We start from the raw sequence: 15138 nt of genomic DNA on the forward strand, positions 1-15138 counted from the left end.
AACTTATCTTCCCAACCACGGCTGTGGATTGACCGCCTGACCCTGGCGACGAATCTCGAAATAGAGTGACGGGCGGCCCTGACCGCCACTGCTGCCCACAAGGGCGATAGCCTGACCGGCCCGCACCTGGGTACCAACGCTGACCAGCGCGCTCTGGTTGTAGCCGTAAAGACTCATGTCGCCTTTACCGTGCTCTACCACCACCACCAGGCCGTAGCCCTGTAGCCAGTCGGCGAGGATCACCCGGCCATCGGCGATAGCTTTGACTTCGCTGCCTTCCGATGCACCGATCACAATCCCCTTCCAACGTAGCTCACCCTGCAGCTGTTCGCCATAGCGATGCAGAATAGAACCGCGTACCGGCCAGTAGGCCTGGCCGCGCGGTGAGCCTAAGCCGCCGGTGCGGGACATCAGCGAACGTTCGTTTTCGGTCGGTTTATAGGTGGTGCCTTTGCGGGAGGCTTCCTGCTGCTTGTCACGCACGGCCTGCGCTTCGCGGGCCTCTCTTTCGGCGCGCGCTTTCGCTGCTGCCTCTGCACGGGCGATGCTGTTGCGCAATTTCGATTCGTTAGCGCGCATTTCGCTCAGCTGGCTCTGACCTTCCTGAATGGAGGATTCGAGACCGGCAAGGGTTTTCTTACGTTCGTTGCGCGCCTGCTCCAGCTTGGCTTGCTGCGCCTGCTGATCGTAGAGCAGGGTCTGCTGCTGGCTCTGTTTCTCTTCCAGCTCCGCTTTCTGCGTGGTGACCTCTTCGCGCGTCTGCTTCAACTGGGCGATGGTCTCCTGGCGGGACTGGTTGAGGTAACCGAAATAGGCCTGCAGGCGCTGGCCGCGCTGGCTCTCTTCGCCGCTGAGGATCAGCTGAACGCCGGTGTGTTCGCCCTGGCGAAAGGCTGCGTCTAACTGCGCCGCAAGGTTGCGCTCCTGAGCCGCGCGCTGGCGCTCAAGTTTGGCGATAGACGCATTCATCTCGTCTATTTGTTTATTGAGCTGGGCGAGGGTGTTCTGGGTTTCACGTAGCTGACGTGCGGCCGCGGAGATGGCCTCTTCCTGCTTTTTGAGTTGCGCAAGCAGCGACGAGCGTTGCTGCTGCTGTTGGCGTACCGCCCGCTCTTTAGCAGCGATATCCGCCTGAATGCTTTTGAGCTGATCGCGCTCGTCCGCCTGGGCGGATGCCGCGCACAACAATACGCCAGCGCTGAGTGCGCTGGCGTACAGTAAAGGCCTGACTGATAACCGTAACGGCTTCACGACCCATGTGAATGAAACAATCGCCTTTCCCCTCATGGGGAGGGATTATTCCACGATGAACAGCGGCTTGCCAGTCATCTCTTGCGGGATTTCCATGCCCATCAGGGTCAGCATGGTCGGGGCGATGTCCGAAAGCTTACCGCCATCAACGGATTTCACGGATTTATCACCGACATAAATCAGTGGTACCGGCAGGTTAGTATGCGCGGTATGCGCCTGGCCGGTGGCCGGATCGCGCATCTGCTCGGCGTTACCGTGGTCAGCGGTGATCAGCATCTGGCCGCCTGCGGCTTCCACTGCTTTGGTAACCTGTTTAATGCACAGATCCAGCGCTTCAATGGCTTTGATTGCCGCTTCCATTACGCCGGTATGGCCCACCATGTCGCCGTTCGGGTAGTTACAGATGATGGCGTCGTATTTGCCGCTTTCGATAGCAGCAACCAGCTTCTCGGTCAGCTCGGCGGAGCTCATCTCTGGCTGCAGATCGTAGGTCGCCACTTTCGGGGAGTTGATCAGGATGCGCTCTTCGCCTTTGAAGGACTCTTCTACGCCGCCGTTAAAGAAGAAGGTAACGTGGGCATATTTCTCGGTCTCGGAGATGCGCAGCTGGGTCTTGTCGTGCTTCGCCATCCACTCGCCGAAGGTGTTCGCCAGGGAAGAGGGCGGATAAGCGCATGGCGCTTTAATGTCGGCGGCATATTCGGTCAGCATCACGAAATCGCCGAGCTTAACCTCTTTTTTACGGGCGAAGCCGTCGAAATCGGCATTCACGAAGGCGCGAGTGATTTCGCGGGCGCGGTCAGCACGGAAGTTCATGAAAATCAGCGCATCGCCATCTTCCATCGCGGCATCAGCCTGGCCTTCAGCACGGATCACGGTCGCTTTCACGAATTCGTCGTTTTCATCGCGGGCATATGCGGCTGCCAGCGCGGCAACGGCGGTATCTGCCTGGAACTCGCCTTTGGCTTCTACCAGCAGATTGTAGGCCTGCTCTACGCGATCCCAACGGTTGTCGCGGTCCATGGCGTAGTAGCGGCCAATGATAGAGGCTACGCGGCCTTTGCCCAGTGCGGCAAACTTCTCTTCAAAGGCTTTCAGGGAGGATTCAGCGCTGCGTGGTGGGGTATCGCGGCCATCCAGGAAGGCGTGCAGATAGATTTTGTCTGCTCCTTTCTCTGCTGCCAGCTCCACCATCGCCATGATGTGATCTTCATGGCTGTGAACGCCGCCCGCGGAGAGCAGACCCATAATATGCACCGCTTTGCCCGCGGCCGCCGCTTTCTCAACCGCGCCAGTCAGCACCGGGTTAGCAAAGAAGGTGCGTTCTTTAATTTCAACATCCAGACGGGTCAGGTCCTGATAAACAATGCGGCCTGCGCCCAGGTTGACGTGTCCAACTTCGGAGTTGCCCATCTGGCGATCGGGCAGACCCACTTCCAGGCCGGAAGCATCAATCAGGGTGTGCGGACGTTTTGCCCACAGCGCATCCATGACCGGGGTTTTAGCGTTGAAAATGGCGTTATCCTGCTGATCTTCGCGATAGCCATAGCCGTCAAGAATCACCAGTACCATAGGTTTTTTAGAAACCGACATTGCGACAACCTCTTTGCTCAAAAGACAAAAAATTTGCGTAATTTTACTACAGCTGAATCGATCAAATAGCCGCAGAAGATCAAAGAAACCGCGGGGGCAGGGCTAAGGTTAGGCCATTTTTGCTCTTTTTTTTCGTGGCAGTACGCAGAAAATGGATTAGCTTATTGTCGCTGGCTGTATTTGCCACAACGCACAGGTATACTCCTGTCCTGGTTTTTTATTCACTCAGTCGGGAGTCGTTACCCCCCATGCAAGAAATTATGCAATTTGTCAGCCGCCACCCCATACTTTGTATCGCGTGGATTGGTCTACTGGCGGCAGTACTTTTCACCACGTTCAAAGGCCTCACCTCGAAAGTGAAGGTGATCAACCGCGGCGAAGCAACGCGTCTTATCAACAAAGAAGATGCAGTGGTTGTCGATCTGCGTCAGCGCGATGATTTCCGCAAAGGCCATATTGCAGGGGCGATTAACCTGCTGCCGACCGACATCAAAGCTAATAACCTTGGCGAACTGGAAAAGCATAAAGATAAACCGATTATTGTCGTTGACGGCACCGGTATGCAGGCTCAGGAGCCCGCAAACACGCTCGTCAAAGCTGGCTTTGAGAAAGTCACTGTCCTGAAGGACGGTATCTCTGGCTGGAGCGGCGAAAATCTGCCTCTGGTTCGCGGTAAGTAAACAGGAGTCTGAACATGGCCAATATCGAGATCTACACCAAAGCGACCTGTCCGTTCTGCCATCGTGCAAAAGCGCTGCTGGACAGCAAAGGCGTTACCTTCCAGGAACTGCCGATTGATGGCGACGCTGCAAAGCGTGAAGAGATGATTAAACGTAGTGGCCGTACGACGGTTCCGCAGATTTTTATCGATGCGCAGCACATTGGTGGCTGTGATGACTTGTATGCGCTTGACGCGCGTGGTGGACTCGATCCGCTGCTGCGCTAAGGCGTTTTAGGACAATTAAAAAGGGCTTTTCCATGTCAGAACAAAATAATACCGAGATGACTTTCCAGATCCAGCGCATCTACACCAAAGATGTCTCCTACGAAGCACCTAATGCGCCGCACGTTTTCCAGAAAGACTGGCAGCCAGAGGTTAAACTTGATCTGGATACCGCTTCCACCCAGCTGGCGGAAGATGTGTATGAAGTCGTGCTGCGTGTTACCGTAACCGCCTCTCTGGGCGAAGAGACTGCATTCCTGTGTGAAGTACAGCAGGGCGGCATCTTCTCTATCGGCGGCATCGAAGGTAATCAGATGGCGCATTGCCTGGGCGCATACTGCCCGAACATTCTGTTCCCGTATGCCCGCGAATGCATCACCAGCCTGGTTTCCCGTGGTACGTTCCCGCAACTGAACCTTGCGCCAGTGAACTTCGATGCGCTGTTCATGAACTATCTGCAGCAGCAAGCTGGCGAAGGTACTGAACAACATCAGGATGCCTGATGAGTACTGTCAATGCGTCAATGACTGTGATCGGTGCCGGCTCTTACGGCACCGCTCTTGCCATCACCCTGGCAAGAAATGGACACGAAGTGGTTCTCTGGGGCCACGATCCCAAACATATCGCGACGTTACAAGCCGATCGCTGCAACGTCGCGTTCCTCCCCGATGTGCCTTTCCCTGACTCACTGCATCTTGAAAGCGATCTTGCGACGGCGCTTGCCGCCAGCCGCAATATTCTGATCGTGGTGCCAAGCCACGTGTTTGGCCAGGTGCTGCGACAGATTAAACCGCTGATGCGTGACGATGCGCGTGTGGTATGGGCGACTAAAGGGCTGGAAGCCGAAACCGGACGCCTGTTACAGGATGTCGCCCGCGAAGCGCTGGGCGATGCCATTCCGCTGGCGGTGATCTCCGGCCCGACCTTTGCGAAAGAGCTGGCGGCAGGGCTGCCGACGGCCATTTCACTTGCCTCGACCGATGAGACCTTCGCTGACGATCTGCAGCAGCTGCTGCACTGCGGTAAGAGCTTTCGCGTTTACAGCAACCCCGATTTTATCGGCGTACAGCTGGGCGGCGCGGTGAAGAACGTTATCGCTATCGGCGCGGGCATGTCCGACGGCATCGGCTTTGGCGCCAACGCACGTACCGCTCTGATCACCCGTGGTTTAACTGAAATGTCCCGTCTTGGCGCGGCGCTCGGTGCCGATCCGGCCACCTTTATGGGGATGGCAGGGTTAGGCGATCTGGTGCTGACCTGTACCGACAACCAGTCCCGTAACCGTCGTTTTGGCATGATGCTCGGCCAGGGCATGGATGTGATCGGCGCGCAGGAGAAGATCGGCCAGGTGGTGGAAGGCTACCGCAATACCAAAGAAGTCCGCGAGCTGGCACACCGCTTTGGTGTCGAAATGCCAATAACCGAGGAAATTTATCAGGTATTGTATTGCGGAAAAAATGCGCGCGAGGCAGCATTGACCTTATTAGGTCGTGCACGCAAGGACGAGCGTAGCAGCCGTTAACCGCAGGAAAGCGTTGTCCCCTGAATGACCCGGCTGGCAAAGAACTGGCCGGTCATTATTATTACGTCTGGAGTAAGCAATGCCGTGTGAAGAACTGGATATCGTCTGGAACAATATTAAAGCCGAAGCCCGGGCTCTGGCTGACTGTGAGCCCATGCTGGCCAGCTTCTACCACGCGACGCTACTCAAGCACGAAAATCTCGGCAGCGCCCTGAGCTATATGCTCGCCAATAAACTGGCTTCACCGATCATGCCGGCAATCGCCATCCGTGAAGTGGTGGAAGAGGCCTATGCGGCTGACCCGGAGATGATCGCCTCCGCCGCCTGCGATATTCAGGCGGTACGCAACCGCGACCCGGCGGTGGACAAATACTCCACGCCATTACTCTATCTGAAAGGTTTCCACGCCCTGCAGTCCTACCGTATCGGCCACTGGCTGTGGAACGAAGGTCGCCGCGCGCTGGCCATCTTCTTGCAGAATCAGGTCTCGGTGAGCTTCCAGGTGGATATTCACCCGGCGGCGAAGATTGGCCGCGGCATCATGCTCGACCACGCAACGGGTATTGTGGTGGGTGAAACGGCGGTGATTGAAAACGACGTCTCAATCCTGCAGTCCGTTACCCTGGGCGGGACCGGGAAAACCAGCGGTGACCGTCACCCGAAAATCCGTGAAGGGGTGATGATTGGCGCAGGCGCGAAGATCCTCGGCAACATCGAAGTCGGGCGCGGCGCGAAGATTGGCGCCGGTTCGGTGGTGCTGCAACCTGTCCCGCCGCATACCACCGCCGCAGGCGTCCCGGCACGTATCGTCGGCAAGCCAGACAGCGACAAGCCAGCGATGGATATGGATCAGTTCTTCAACGGCATCCACCATACCTTTGAGTATGGCGACGGGATTTAACCTGTAGGCCGGGTAAGCGAAGCGCCACCCGGCAAGAAATCAGCTACGTAATATCGCGCCAGGGTATCCCAGCTGGCGCCAGGCCTCATACACCACCACCGACACCGCGTTCGACAGGTTCATACTGCGGCTGTCCGGCATCATCGGAATACGAATTTTTTGTTCAGCAGGCAGGGCATCAAGAATGGTGGCTGGCAGGCCGCGCGTTTCCGGGCCAAACAGCAGATAGTCCCCCGGCTGATAGTTTACCGCGCTGTGAGCAGGTGTGCCTTTCGTCGTCAGGGCAAAGATCCGCTCCGGCTTTTCCGCGTCCATAAAGGCAGCCAGATCCTGATGGCGCACCACGGCGGTGAATTCGTGGTAATCCAGCCCGGCGCGGCGCAGGCGCTTGTCGTCCCACGTAAAGCCCATTGGCTCGATGATATGCAGACGGAACCCGGTATTGGCGCACAGGCGGATGATGTTGCCGGTATTAGGTGGAATTTCTGGTTCGAATAGAACGATGTTAAGCATGCTGCCCCCTTAAATAGCGCGGGCAGAATATCATCCCCTCTCCCCTTTGGGGAGAGGGTCAGGGTGAGGGGATCAGACCGCACTCATCTAAGCCGCGTTCCCCTGCGCCAGCGGCGCCAGCCCGGCAGGGAGTTTACTCAACTCCTGCACCAGCATCTCCTTGCTGATTTCCGGGATGGTTTTCGCGCCGGTCAGCGTCATCGCCACCTTCATCTCCTTCTCGATCAGGTTGAGCAGATTGGCAACGCCTGCCTGGCCGTGGGTCGCCAGCGCGTACAGATAGGCGCGGCCCAGCAGGACGGTGTCGGCGCCGAGGGCAATCATACGCACCACGTCCAGGCCGTTGCGGATGCCTGAGTCCGCCAGAATCGCGATATCGCCCTTAACCGCATCGGCAATGGCGGGCAGGGCGCGGGCCGAGGAGAGCACGCCGTCGAGCTGGCGGCCGCCGTGGTTCGACACCACAATCCCGTCGGCGCCGAAACGGACCGCATCGCGGGCATCTTCCGGATCGAGGATCCCTTTGATCACCATCGGGCCATCCCAGAACTCGCGGATCCACTCCAGGTCTTTCCACGAGATGGACGGATCGAAGTTATTCGCCAGCCAGCCAATGTAATCTTCCAGTCCTGTCGGTTTACCCAGATAGGTGGAGATATTCCCCAGATCGTGCGGGCGGCCGTTGAGCCCCACATCCCATGCCCATTGCGGATGCGTTACCGCCTGCCAGTAGCGGCGCATCGCGGCATTCGCGCCGCTCATCCCGGAATGGGCATCGCGATAGCGTGCGCCGGGGGTCGGCATATCCACGGTAAAGACCAGGGTGGAACAGCCTGCCGCCTTCGCCCGCTCCAGCGCATTGCGCATAAAGCCGCGGTCGCGCAGGACGTACAGCTGGAACCACATCGGGCGCTTAATGGTGGGAGCCACCTCTTCAATCGGGCAGACGGAAACGGTTGAAAGCGTAAACGGAATGCCTTTCGCATCCGCGGCGGCGGCGGCCTGCACTTCACCCCGGCGGGCATACATGCCGCACAGCCCGACCGGGGCGAGGGCGACCGGCATGGAGAGCGTTTCATTGAACAGCTTCGTCTCAAGACTCAGGTCGGACATATTCTTCAGCACGCGCTGGCGCAGGGCCACTTCCGACAGGTCTTCCACGTTGCGACGCAGGGTGTACTCGGAATAGGCCCCTCCATCGATATAGTGAAACAGGAACGGTGGCAGGATGCGCTGGGCGGCGGCGCGATAGTCACTGGCTGCGGAAATGATCATCAGTTCTTCTCCCTGGAAATAACAGTATCGCCCGGTAGGCGGGTAATACGCGCCTGCCGGGCCTGATCTTCATCAAATTGTTTAATGGTGGTGTGGACGAAGCCCAGATGCGCCATCATCGCGGCGCGTGCGGCTTCGGCATCACCTGCCAGAATGGCGTTGAGGACCGCTTCGTGCTGCTCGGTCAGCCGGGCAAAAACCGGCGGCACCAGATACATGCGCTGGCGACTCTGCTTTACGGACGATTGCAGCAGGTCGAAGAAGCCGCGCATGGTCTGGAGCAACACGACATTGTGTGAGGCCTCGGCAATGGCCAGATGAAACCGGACGTCCGCCTGCGAGGCGATATCCGGATCGCTGCTTTGGGTGGCCTCGAAGCAGGCTTTGAGCTTCTCTTTATCCGCTTCGGTTGCCCGCATAGCCGCATGCCAGGCGGTGCTGGTTTCTATGGCGTGACGGGCTTCGAGGATGTCAAAGCTGTAGTCCGGGTCGTTCTCCAACAGAGTTTTCAATGGCTGAACAATGTTCTGCCCGGACCAGTCATCGTCCTGCCAGCGCACAAAGGTGCCGCCACCGCGACGGCTCACCAGCACCCCTTCGCTGACCAGGGTCGCCAGGGCTTCGCGCAACGAGTTACGCGATACGCCAAGCCGGGCGGCAAGCTGGCGTTCGGCGGGCAACTTCATGCCCGCTTCCAGCTGCATCTCTTCAATCAGCGCCCGCACGCGAGTAGCAATCTCGTCGGACAGGCGTCTGGGCATCACTATCATGGGATCATCCAGGTTAAGACATAGGCCTGCAGGGTGGTGATGACCCCGACCATGCAGGTAAATATCAGGCTGTGTTTAACGGTAAAGCGGAACAGGTCGGACTCTTTCCCCACCAGGCCTACCGCCGCACAGGCAATGGCGATGGACTGCGGGGAGATCATCTTGCCGGTGACGCCCCCGGTGGTGTTGGCCGCCACCAGCAGAACATCCGACACGCCAATCTGCTGCGCGGCTGTCGCCTGCAGGGCCGCGAACAGGGCGTTCGATGAAGTATCTGACCCGGTCAGGAAGACCCCCAGCCAGCCGAGGAACGGCGAGAAGAAGGTGAAGGCTGAACCGGTATGGGCCAGCGCCAGGGCCAGCGTTGACGACAGGCCGGAGTAGTTCGAGATAAACGCGAACGCCAGCACCATGCCGATGGAGTAGATCGGCAGCATCAGCTCTTTAAGGGTCGCGGCAAAGGTCTGCACCGCGGCAACAGGCTTCATGCGCAGCCACATCACGGAAAGGAGGGCGGCAAACAGAATGGCGGTACCGGTGGCCGAGAACCAGTCGAACTTGAACACCGCCGCGTACGGCGTGGCGTCATGTACCACCGGCGGCATACGGGCAACCATCTTGTCGAGGAACGGCACGGAGATATTGACCACCATGTCATACAGCGCGCCGTTCGGAGCGAACAGGGCTTTAAACGGCGGGATACTCCACAGCGTCACGGTCGCGGTCAGGAACAGGAACGGCGACCAGGCGCGGACGATTTGTCCTGCGGTATAGCCCGTGCGGGCCAGAGTCTGATCCACGTGCGAGGCGCCCATATCGGCAAAGCGGAAGATACGCACCGGCTGCCAGCGTTTCAGGAACAGCGTCAGGCAGACCAGCGAGACCAGGGAAGAGATAATGTCCGGCAGTTCCGGGCCAAGGAAGTTAGAGCTCAGGTACTGGGCGATGGCGAACGAGCCACCCGCGACCATTACCGCAGGCCAGGTCTCTTTAATGCCGCGCCAGCCGTCCATAATCGCCATGATCCAGAACAGCACGATAATGGTCAGGAACGGCAGCTGGCGGCCCACCATCTGGCCGATCTCGAAACTGTCCAGGCCGGTTACCTGCCCGGCCACCAGAATCGGAATGCCCATCGCACCAAACGCCACCGGCGCGGTGTTGACGATCAGGCACAGACCCGCGGCATAGAGCGGATTGAAGCCAAGACCGACCAGCAGGGCGGCGGTGATCGCCACCGGGGCACCAAATCCGGCAGCTCCTTCCAGGAACGCGCCGAAGGAGAAGCCGACAATCAGCATCTGCAGGCGCTGGTCCGGGGTGATGGAGAGGATCGACGAGCGGATAATGTCGAACTGCCCGGTCTTCACCGAGATTTTATAGACAAAGACCGCCGCAATGATGATCCAGGCGATGGGCCACAGGCCGTAGAAGAAGCCATACACCACCGAGGCCAGGGCGCGATCCACCGGCATTTTGTAGAAGAACAGCGCTACCAGCAGGGCGATGGCAACGGTGTACGTCGCCGCAAGGTAGCCCTTCAGCTTGAGCTTAATCAGCGCGAAGAAGAAGAACAGAATAGGTAGCGAGGCGATCAGGCTCGATAGCCAGATATTTCCTGCCGGATCGTAGTTTTGTTGCCAGAGGCTCATTGCAGGTCTCCCGAGGACCACACCTTCTGCGAGGCGGTGAGTCTGTGCTCATCTCTGCGTCACATTATGTGTAAAAGTGGTCCTGCCAATAGTGTGATGTAGGGTTAATGACAACAAATGGTTAACCAAATGTTATTGGTCGGCAATGTGTTTGTGAGCAAAGATTATAGAAATGTGAACCAGGGAAGGGTTGTTCAGTGAATTGGTAGGGCCAATGTGGAGAGGGAAGAAAGCGGTAGGCCGGGTCAGCATCGTGCCACCCGGAAAAAAATCAGAACTCGGTCTTGCTGAAGCCGGTCATCTCTTTCAGACCCATTTCACGACCCAGTTCGGTCATCGGATGGACAACCACCAGGCCGCGCACGCTTTTCTTCAGCTTGCCCATATCTGCCTGTTCTTTCTTGGTGATCGCACGGCGGAACGGCAGCTTAGTGAGCTTTTGCGCCTCTTTGCTCAGCTTCTGGCTGTGCACGCTGCGCAGACGTTCGATCTCGGTTTCCAGCGTCGCTTTCTCTTTTTCCAGTTCGGCGTACTTCTCTGCGGCATCAACCAGAGAGAGGCTGGCCTGCTGGTGGCGGATCAGATCCAGACGATCGCTCAGACGTTTAATTTCACTCTTTTCGACTTCTTTCATAACAAATGGCTCTAAAAACAGGGGGAATTACCACAAAGGATACACGAATGTGCGCAGGCTTACTTCTGAAACGCTTTTTTTAAGCTGATTCGGGAAATCAGCTCGGTCAGGGAGAGTACCATGGTGGAGCGAACAATCTGCTGATAACGCTGTTTCTGCATGGCGTAAAGCTCAGGATCGCTGGTATCAAAATGCGGCGCCGGGGGCAGGGCGGTAACGCAATGCAGCTCGCCCAGCGGACCGAGGATCTCGTCGTCGGTAAACGAATAGTCGTTGCCGTCGTGATTGAGCTCCTCGCGCAACGCCATCAGCAGTTCCGCATCTTCATACTCGTGACGGCTGATGACGCCCAGGCCATAGATCAGTTTCAGACGTACAGATAAATCGCCCAAGGGGCCGTCACCGTCGAGCAACGGTTCAACTGCGTATTTCACTGCGTAGTCGTCTTTGCGAAACACCTGAAGCACCAGGATATTCACCGCCTCGGTTAATAACTCGACGGCGGATATCAGGAAACTTCGAACGGTTTTGCCAGCATTCAGACGCTCCAGCACACGGTTTTCAAAGGCCTGGGTTTGTTCCATTATTGCCTGCATATCTGACAATCTATCTTCCGGGCGCAGGATGACCTGCGCCAGTTCCTGCATCATTTGGTTGCGTTATAGTCGTTCACCGCCTCCACGACCACGTCGCTGTTGGCATCCAGACCGGATACCTGCGCCAGCGCGGCCTGTGGACCTTTCTCAGCAATTAACTGCGCCAGCTCCTGCGCCTGCGGATCTTCTTCGCTGCGGTAGTGCATCGCGGCGGCAATGCCTTTGACCAGGTTGGCGTGCGGCAGACCATATTCCAGGGTGCCGAGCAGCGGCTTAATCAGGCGATCGCCCGCACTCAGTTTGCGCAGCGGCTGACGGCCAACGCGCTCAACGTCATCTTTCAGATACGGGTTTTCAAAACGACCGAGGATTTTCTGAATGTATGCCGCGTGCTTATCGGCATCAAAACCGTAGCGTTTAATCAATACCGCGCCGCTCTCATCCATTGCACCTTTTACCACGGCGCGGACCTTCTCATCGAGAATGGCGTCACGAATGGTCTGATGACCGGCTAATTTACCGAGGTAGGCGGTTATAGCATGCCCGGTGTTCAGCGTGAAGAGCTTACGTTCGACAAATGCCATCAGGTTATCAGTTAATTCCATGCCAGCAATGTCAGGCAGTGGGCCTTTAAACTGGGTTTTGTCGACAATCCATTCGCTGAAGGTCTCGACGGTCACTTCCAGCGGATCGTGCGTGGCAGAGGCGGACGGTGGCACAATACGGTCTACGGCGGAATCAACAAAGCCAACGTGCTCTTCAACCCAGGCTTTATCTTCATCGGCTACCGCGGCCATCACGTGGCCTTTCAGCTGGCTGGTTCCACGCACCATGTTTTCACAGGCGATGATATTCAGCGGGGCGTCGTTACCCTGGGCCTTACGTTTGGCCAGACCTTTCGCCACCGCTGGCGCGATGCGCTCCAGCACCACCGGACCGACGGCGGTCGTCACCAGGTCAACCCCGGCAATCAGATCGATAACGTCGTCGCCAATGCTGCTGACCGCGTTGACGCCGGTCACGGTTTCAACCTGCTCGTTTTCGCCAACCACATGCACCTGATAGCTATGACGTGCATTCAGGGCATCAAGTACCGTCTGGTTGACATCAGCGAATGTCAGCGTAATGCCCGCGTCTGCCAGCAGTTTACCGATAAAGCCACGACCGATGTTACCTGCGCCAAAATGTAATGCTTTCATAGTATTAACCTTCATCAATGTTTTTACCCGAGAGGGCTGGGGTGAGGAACCACGCGAATTTCCCCTCACCCTAGCCCTCTCCCCAACGAGGAGAGGGAGGTTTGCTTAACTTACTTGTTCAGCAGCGCCAGAACTTCTTCTACGCTGGTGGTGTTAGCCAGACGTTCGATAACACTCTCATCGTCCAGGGCATTGGTCAGGCTGGTAATCACCTGAATGTGCTCGTTGTTACGGGCCGCGATACCAATTACCAGACGGGCGATGTCATCTTCTTCTTCACCGAAGCGCACGCCTGCCGGGTACTGACAGAACACCACGCCGGTTTTCAGAACGCGATCTTTCGCTTCAACCGTACCGTGCGGTACCGCAATGGATTCGCCCAGGTAGGTCGGGGTCAGTTTTTCACGTTCCAGCATCGCTTCAACATATTCTGGCTGAACGTAGCCGCCTTTCACCAGCTGCTCACCGGCAAAGCGAATCGCTTCTTCTTTATTGCTCGCGGTACGGCCAAGGAAGATGTTCTCTGCACCCAGACGGAACAGGTGGCTGTTGCTCTCGTCAAAGCTGTCCTGCAGGCTGGTACGCACTTTCACTTCGTTTTCTTCGTGACGCTGTGCCGCCACCAGGCGTTCGGTCAGGCTGGTATACAGGCCGCTGTCGAGGAAGTTGGTCAGCGAAATGTGCTGCGCCTGCGGTACCTGGCGCATCGCACGCTCGGTGAGGTCGCGGTGGGTGATGACCAGGTCAACATCCGGCGGCAGGCTGTTAATGGCGCTGTTGGTAACGGAGATCTGAGACAGACCGGCATCCGCCACTTTCTTACGCAGTACGCCTGCACCCATGGCGCTGGAGCCCATACCGGCGTCGCAGGCGACGATGATTTTACGAACATGGCTCAGGTCGTTAGAGACATCGCCCGCAGCCAGCGGCGTTGCGCCTTTAGACTGGGCTTTCATGTCCTGCATACGACGGGTTGCCGCTTCGATATCGTCTTCTTCTTTCACTTTGCTGGTTTTCAGCAGGATAGATGCCACGATGAAGGAGACTGCCATAGCTGCAAAGATTGCCGCGAGGTTAGCGAAGTAAGCACCTTTCGGGGTCATCGCCAGTACTGCCAGGATAGAACCCGGAGAAGCCGGAGAAACCAGACCGCCACCCAGCACGCTCAGGGTGAACACACCGGTCATACCGCCGAGGATAACGGCGAGGATCAGACGTGGGTTCATCAGCACGTACGGGAAGTAAATTTCGTGGATACCACCCAGGAAGTGGATGATTGCCGCACCGCCCGCAGACTGTTTCGCACTGCCACGACCGAAGAAGATGTACGCCAGCAGGATACCCATACCTGGACCCGGGTTCGCTTCAATCAGGAAGAAGATAGACTTGCCGAGATCGTGAGACTGCTGAATACCCAGCGGTGAGAAGATACCGTGGTTGATGGCGTTGTTAAGGAACAGGATTTTCGCCGGTTCAACAAAGATGGACGCCAGCGGCAGCATGTCGTGGGCAACCATGAAGTTAACGCCCGCCGCCAGCAGTTTGGAAAGCACTTCAACTGCCGGGCCAATGCCGAGGAACGCCAGAATCGCCAGGATCATACCGATGATGCCGGCAGAGAAGTTGTTCACCAGCATTTCGAAGCCGGATTTGATCTTGCCATCAACCCAGACGTCAAATTTCTTAATTGCCCAGCCGCCCAGTGGACCGGCAATCATTGCGCCGAGGAACATCGGCATATCCGCACCGACAATAACACCCATGGTGGTGATAGCACCGACCACGCCGCCACGGTCACCGCCTACCAGACGACCACCGGTATAACCGATGAGCAGCGGCAGCAGATAGGTGATCATTGGGCCTACAAGTTTTGCCAGCGTTTCGTTAGGCAACCACCCTGTCGGAATAAATAACGCGGTGATGATACCCCACGCGATAAACGCGCCGATATTTGGCATCACCATGTTGCTGAGGAAACGACCAAAGCTTTGAACTTTGATCTTGAAATCGGATGACATAAAACACCCCTTCTTTTTGTTTACGCAGGCCTTCGGCCCGAGGTTTGTTGTGAATGCGGTGGCAGAGGTAGCCTGCACTGTTCTGATGTCGTGAAATCTGGCACTTAATTGTTTCACTGTCCAGATGGGCAAAATTTATGTGATATGAGTCACGTAAATGTGGGGGGTGTGGTGAGGAATGTCGTGATGAATATCACAAAATTGATGTGTAAAAAAATACAATGGACGTGAAAGCGGCAATATAGCCCCTTAAATGTGAAGTAAATCACAT

Annotated in this window: 15 protein-coding genes; 5 read left to right on the forward strand and 10 right to left on the reverse strand. The window is 57.0% G+C overall.

Features of this window, described 5'->3' with window-relative positions; translation table 11 throughout:
* Nucleotides 1–3: 3 nt before the first annotated feature.
* Nucleotides 4–1287 (reverse strand): murein hydrolase activator EnvC, encoded by a 1284-nt coding sequence (gene envC, locus C2U54_RS05515; protein WP_103177735.1) that lies wholly within the window; start codon nucleotides 1285–1287, stop codon nucleotides 4–6.
* A gap of 9 nt (nucleotides 1288–1296) precedes the next feature.
* Nucleotides 1297–2844, reverse strand: a complete 1548-nt coding sequence (gene gpmM, locus C2U54_RS05520) for a 2,3-bisphosphoglycerate-independent phosphoglycerate mutase (protein WP_103177736.1) — start codon at nucleotides 2842–2844, stop codon at nucleotides 1297–1299.
* Between the two features lie 248 nt (nucleotides 2845–3092).
* Between gpmM and C2U54_RS05525 the strand changes: the two genes are divergently transcribed.
* The 5 genes from C2U54_RS05525 to cysE all read left to right on the forward strand — a co-directional run bounded on the left by C2U54_RS05525 (nucleotide 3093) and on the right by cysE (nucleotide 6210).
* Nucleotides 3093–3524 (forward strand): rhodanese-like domain-containing protein, encoded by a 432-nt coding sequence (locus tag C2U54_RS05525; RefSeq protein ID WP_103177737.1) that lies wholly within the window; start codon nucleotides 3093–3095, stop codon nucleotides 3522–3524.
* A 14-nt stretch (nucleotides 3525–3538) separates the two neighbouring features.
* The gene (gene grxC, locus C2U54_RS05530; protein ID WP_103177738.1) at nucleotides 3539–3790 is read left to right on the forward strand and encodes a glutaredoxin 3; all 252 of its coding nucleotides are present in this window, start codon (nucleotides 3539–3541) and stop codon (nucleotides 3788–3790) included.
* Between the two features lie 32 nt (nucleotides 3791–3822).
* Nucleotides 3823–4290, forward strand: a complete 468-nt coding sequence (gene secB, locus C2U54_RS05535) for a protein-export chaperone SecB (RefSeq protein WP_032615746.1) — start codon at nucleotides 3823–3825, stop codon at nucleotides 4288–4290.
* Nucleotides 4290–5309 (forward strand): NAD(P)H-dependent glycerol-3-phosphate dehydrogenase, encoded by a 1020-nt coding sequence (gpsA, locus tag C2U54_RS05540; protein ID WP_103177739.1) that lies wholly within the window; start codon nucleotides 4290–4292, stop codon nucleotides 5307–5309. The genes secB and gpsA overlap by 1 nt, the downstream gene beginning before the upstream one ends.
* A 79-nt stretch (nucleotides 5310–5388) precedes the next feature.
* Nucleotides 5389–6210 carry a serine O-acetyltransferase gene (gene cysE, locus C2U54_RS05545; RefSeq protein ID WP_103177740.1) on the forward strand — a complete coding sequence of 274 codons (822 nt, stop codon included), beginning with the start codon at nucleotides 5389–5391 and terminating at the stop codon, nucleotides 6208–6210.
* Nucleotides 6211–6249: 39 nt separating this feature from the next.
* Here the strand turns inward: cysE and trmL are convergent, their stop codons facing one another.
* The 8 genes from trmL to C2U54_RS05585 all read right to left on the reverse strand — a co-directional run bounded on the left by trmL (nucleotide 6250) and on the right by C2U54_RS05585 (nucleotide 14867).
* The gene (trmL, locus tag C2U54_RS05550) at nucleotides 6250–6723 is read right to left on the reverse strand and encodes a tRNA (uridine(34)/cytosine(34)/5-carboxymethylaminomethyluridine(34)-2'-O)-methyltransferase TrmL (RefSeq protein WP_103177741.1); all 474 of its coding nucleotides are present in this window, start codon (nucleotides 6721–6723) and stop codon (nucleotides 6250–6252) included.
* Between the two features lie 87 nt (nucleotides 6724–6810).
* On the reverse strand, nucleotides 6811–7998 hold the full coding sequence (lldD, locus tag C2U54_RS05555) for an FMN-dependent L-lactate dehydrogenase LldD (protein ID WP_103177742.1): 1188 nt from the start codon (nucleotides 7996–7998) through the stop codon (nucleotides 6811–6813).
* Complete coding sequence (gene lldR / locus C2U54_RS05560) at nucleotides 7998–8768, reverse strand: transcriptional regulator LldR (protein ID WP_103177743.1); 771 nt, start codon at nucleotides 8766–8768, stop codon at nucleotides 7998–8000. Before lldR ends, lldD begins: the two co-directional genes overlap by 1 nt.
* Nucleotides 8765–10420 (reverse strand): L-lactate permease, encoded by a 1656-nt coding sequence (lldP, locus tag C2U54_RS05565; RefSeq protein WP_103177744.1) that lies wholly within the window; start codon nucleotides 10418–10420, stop codon nucleotides 8765–8767. Before lldP ends, lldR begins: the two co-directional genes overlap by 4 nt.
* A 271-nt stretch (nucleotides 10421–10691) precedes the next feature.
* Nucleotides 10692–11054 carry a YibL family ribosome-associated protein gene (locus tag C2U54_RS05570; RefSeq protein ID WP_103177745.1) on the reverse strand — a complete coding sequence of 121 codons (363 nt, stop codon included), beginning with the start codon at nucleotides 11052–11054 and terminating at the stop codon, nucleotides 10692–10694.
* A 59-nt stretch (nucleotides 11055–11113) separates the two neighbouring features.
* On the reverse strand, nucleotides 11114–11704 hold the full coding sequence (gene mtlR / locus C2U54_RS05575) for a mannitol operon repressor MtlR (RefSeq protein WP_103177746.1): 591 nt from the start codon (nucleotides 11702–11704) through the stop codon (nucleotides 11114–11116).
* The gene (gene mtlD / locus C2U54_RS05580) at nucleotides 11701–12849 is read right to left on the reverse strand and encodes a mannitol-1-phosphate 5-dehydrogenase (RefSeq protein WP_103177747.1); all 1149 of its coding nucleotides are present in this window, start codon (nucleotides 12847–12849) and stop codon (nucleotides 11701–11703) included. Before mtlD ends, mtlR begins: the two co-directional genes overlap by 4 nt.
* Nucleotides 12850–12959: 110 nt before the next feature.
* On the reverse strand, nucleotides 12960–14867 hold the full coding sequence (locus C2U54_RS05585) for a PTS mannitol transporter subunit IICBA (RefSeq protein WP_103177748.1): 1908 nt from the start codon (nucleotides 14865–14867) through the stop codon (nucleotides 12960–12962).
* Nucleotides 14868–15138: the final 271 nt, after the last annotated feature.

This window comes from Leclercia sp. LSNIH1, from assembly GCF_002902985.1.
Lineage (GTDB): Bacteria > Pseudomonadota > Gammaproteobacteria > Enterobacterales > Enterobacteriaceae > Enterobacter.

Excerpts from the sequence above, each read along its gene's own strand:
- envC (WP_103177735.1), bottom strand. The coding sequence starts at position 1,287 with ATGAGGGGAAAGGCGATTGTTTCATTCACATGGGTCGTGAAGCCGTTA.
- gpmM (WP_103177736.1), bottom strand. The coding sequence starts at position 2,844 with ATGTCGGTTTCTAAAAAACCTATGGTACTGGTGATTCTTGACGGCTAT.
- C2U54_RS05525 (WP_103177737.1), top strand. The coding sequence starts at position 3,093 with ATGCAAGAAATTATGCAATTTGTCAGCCGCCACCCCATACTTTGTATC.
- grxC (WP_103177738.1), top strand. The coding sequence starts at position 3,539 with ATGGCCAATATCGAGATCTACACCAAAGCGACCTGTCCGTTCTGCCAT.
- secB (WP_032615746.1), top strand. The coding sequence starts at position 3,823 with ATGTCAGAACAAAATAATACCGAGATGACTTTCCAGATCCAGCGCATC.
- gpsA (WP_103177739.1), top strand. The coding sequence starts at position 4,290 with ATGAGTACTGTCAATGCGTCAATGACTGTGATCGGTGCCGGCTCTTAC.
- cysE (WP_103177740.1), top strand. The coding sequence starts at position 5,389 with ATGCCGTGTGAAGAACTGGATATCGTCTGGAACAATATTAAAGCCGAA.
- trmL (WP_103177741.1), bottom strand. The coding sequence starts at position 6,723 with ATGCTTAACATCGTTCTATTCGAACCAGAAATTCCACCTAATACCGGC.
- lldD (WP_103177742.1), bottom strand. The coding sequence starts at position 7,998 with ATGATCATTTCCGCAGCCAGTGACTATCGCGCCGCCGCCCAGCGCATC.
- lldR (WP_103177743.1), bottom strand. The coding sequence starts at position 8,768 with ATGATAGTGATGCCCAGACGCCTGTCCGACGAGATTGCTACTCGCGTG.
- lldP (WP_103177744.1), bottom strand. The coding sequence starts at position 10,420 with ATGAGCCTCTGGCAACAAAACTACGATCCGGCAGGAAATATCTGGCTA.
- C2U54_RS05570 (WP_103177745.1), bottom strand. The coding sequence starts at position 11,054 with ATGAAAGAAGTCGAAAAGAGTGAAATTAAACGTCTGAGCGATCGTCTG.
- mtlR (WP_103177746.1), bottom strand. The coding sequence starts at position 11,704 with ATGATGCAGGAACTGGCGCAGGTCATCCTGCGCCCGGAAGATAGATTG.
- mtlD (WP_103177747.1), bottom strand. The coding sequence starts at position 12,849 with ATGAAAGCATTACATTTTGGCGCAGGTAACATCGGTCGTGGCTTTATC.
- C2U54_RS05585 (WP_103177748.1), bottom strand. The coding sequence starts at position 14,867 with ATGTCATCCGATTTCAAGATCAAAGTTCAAAGCTTTGGTCGTTTCCTC.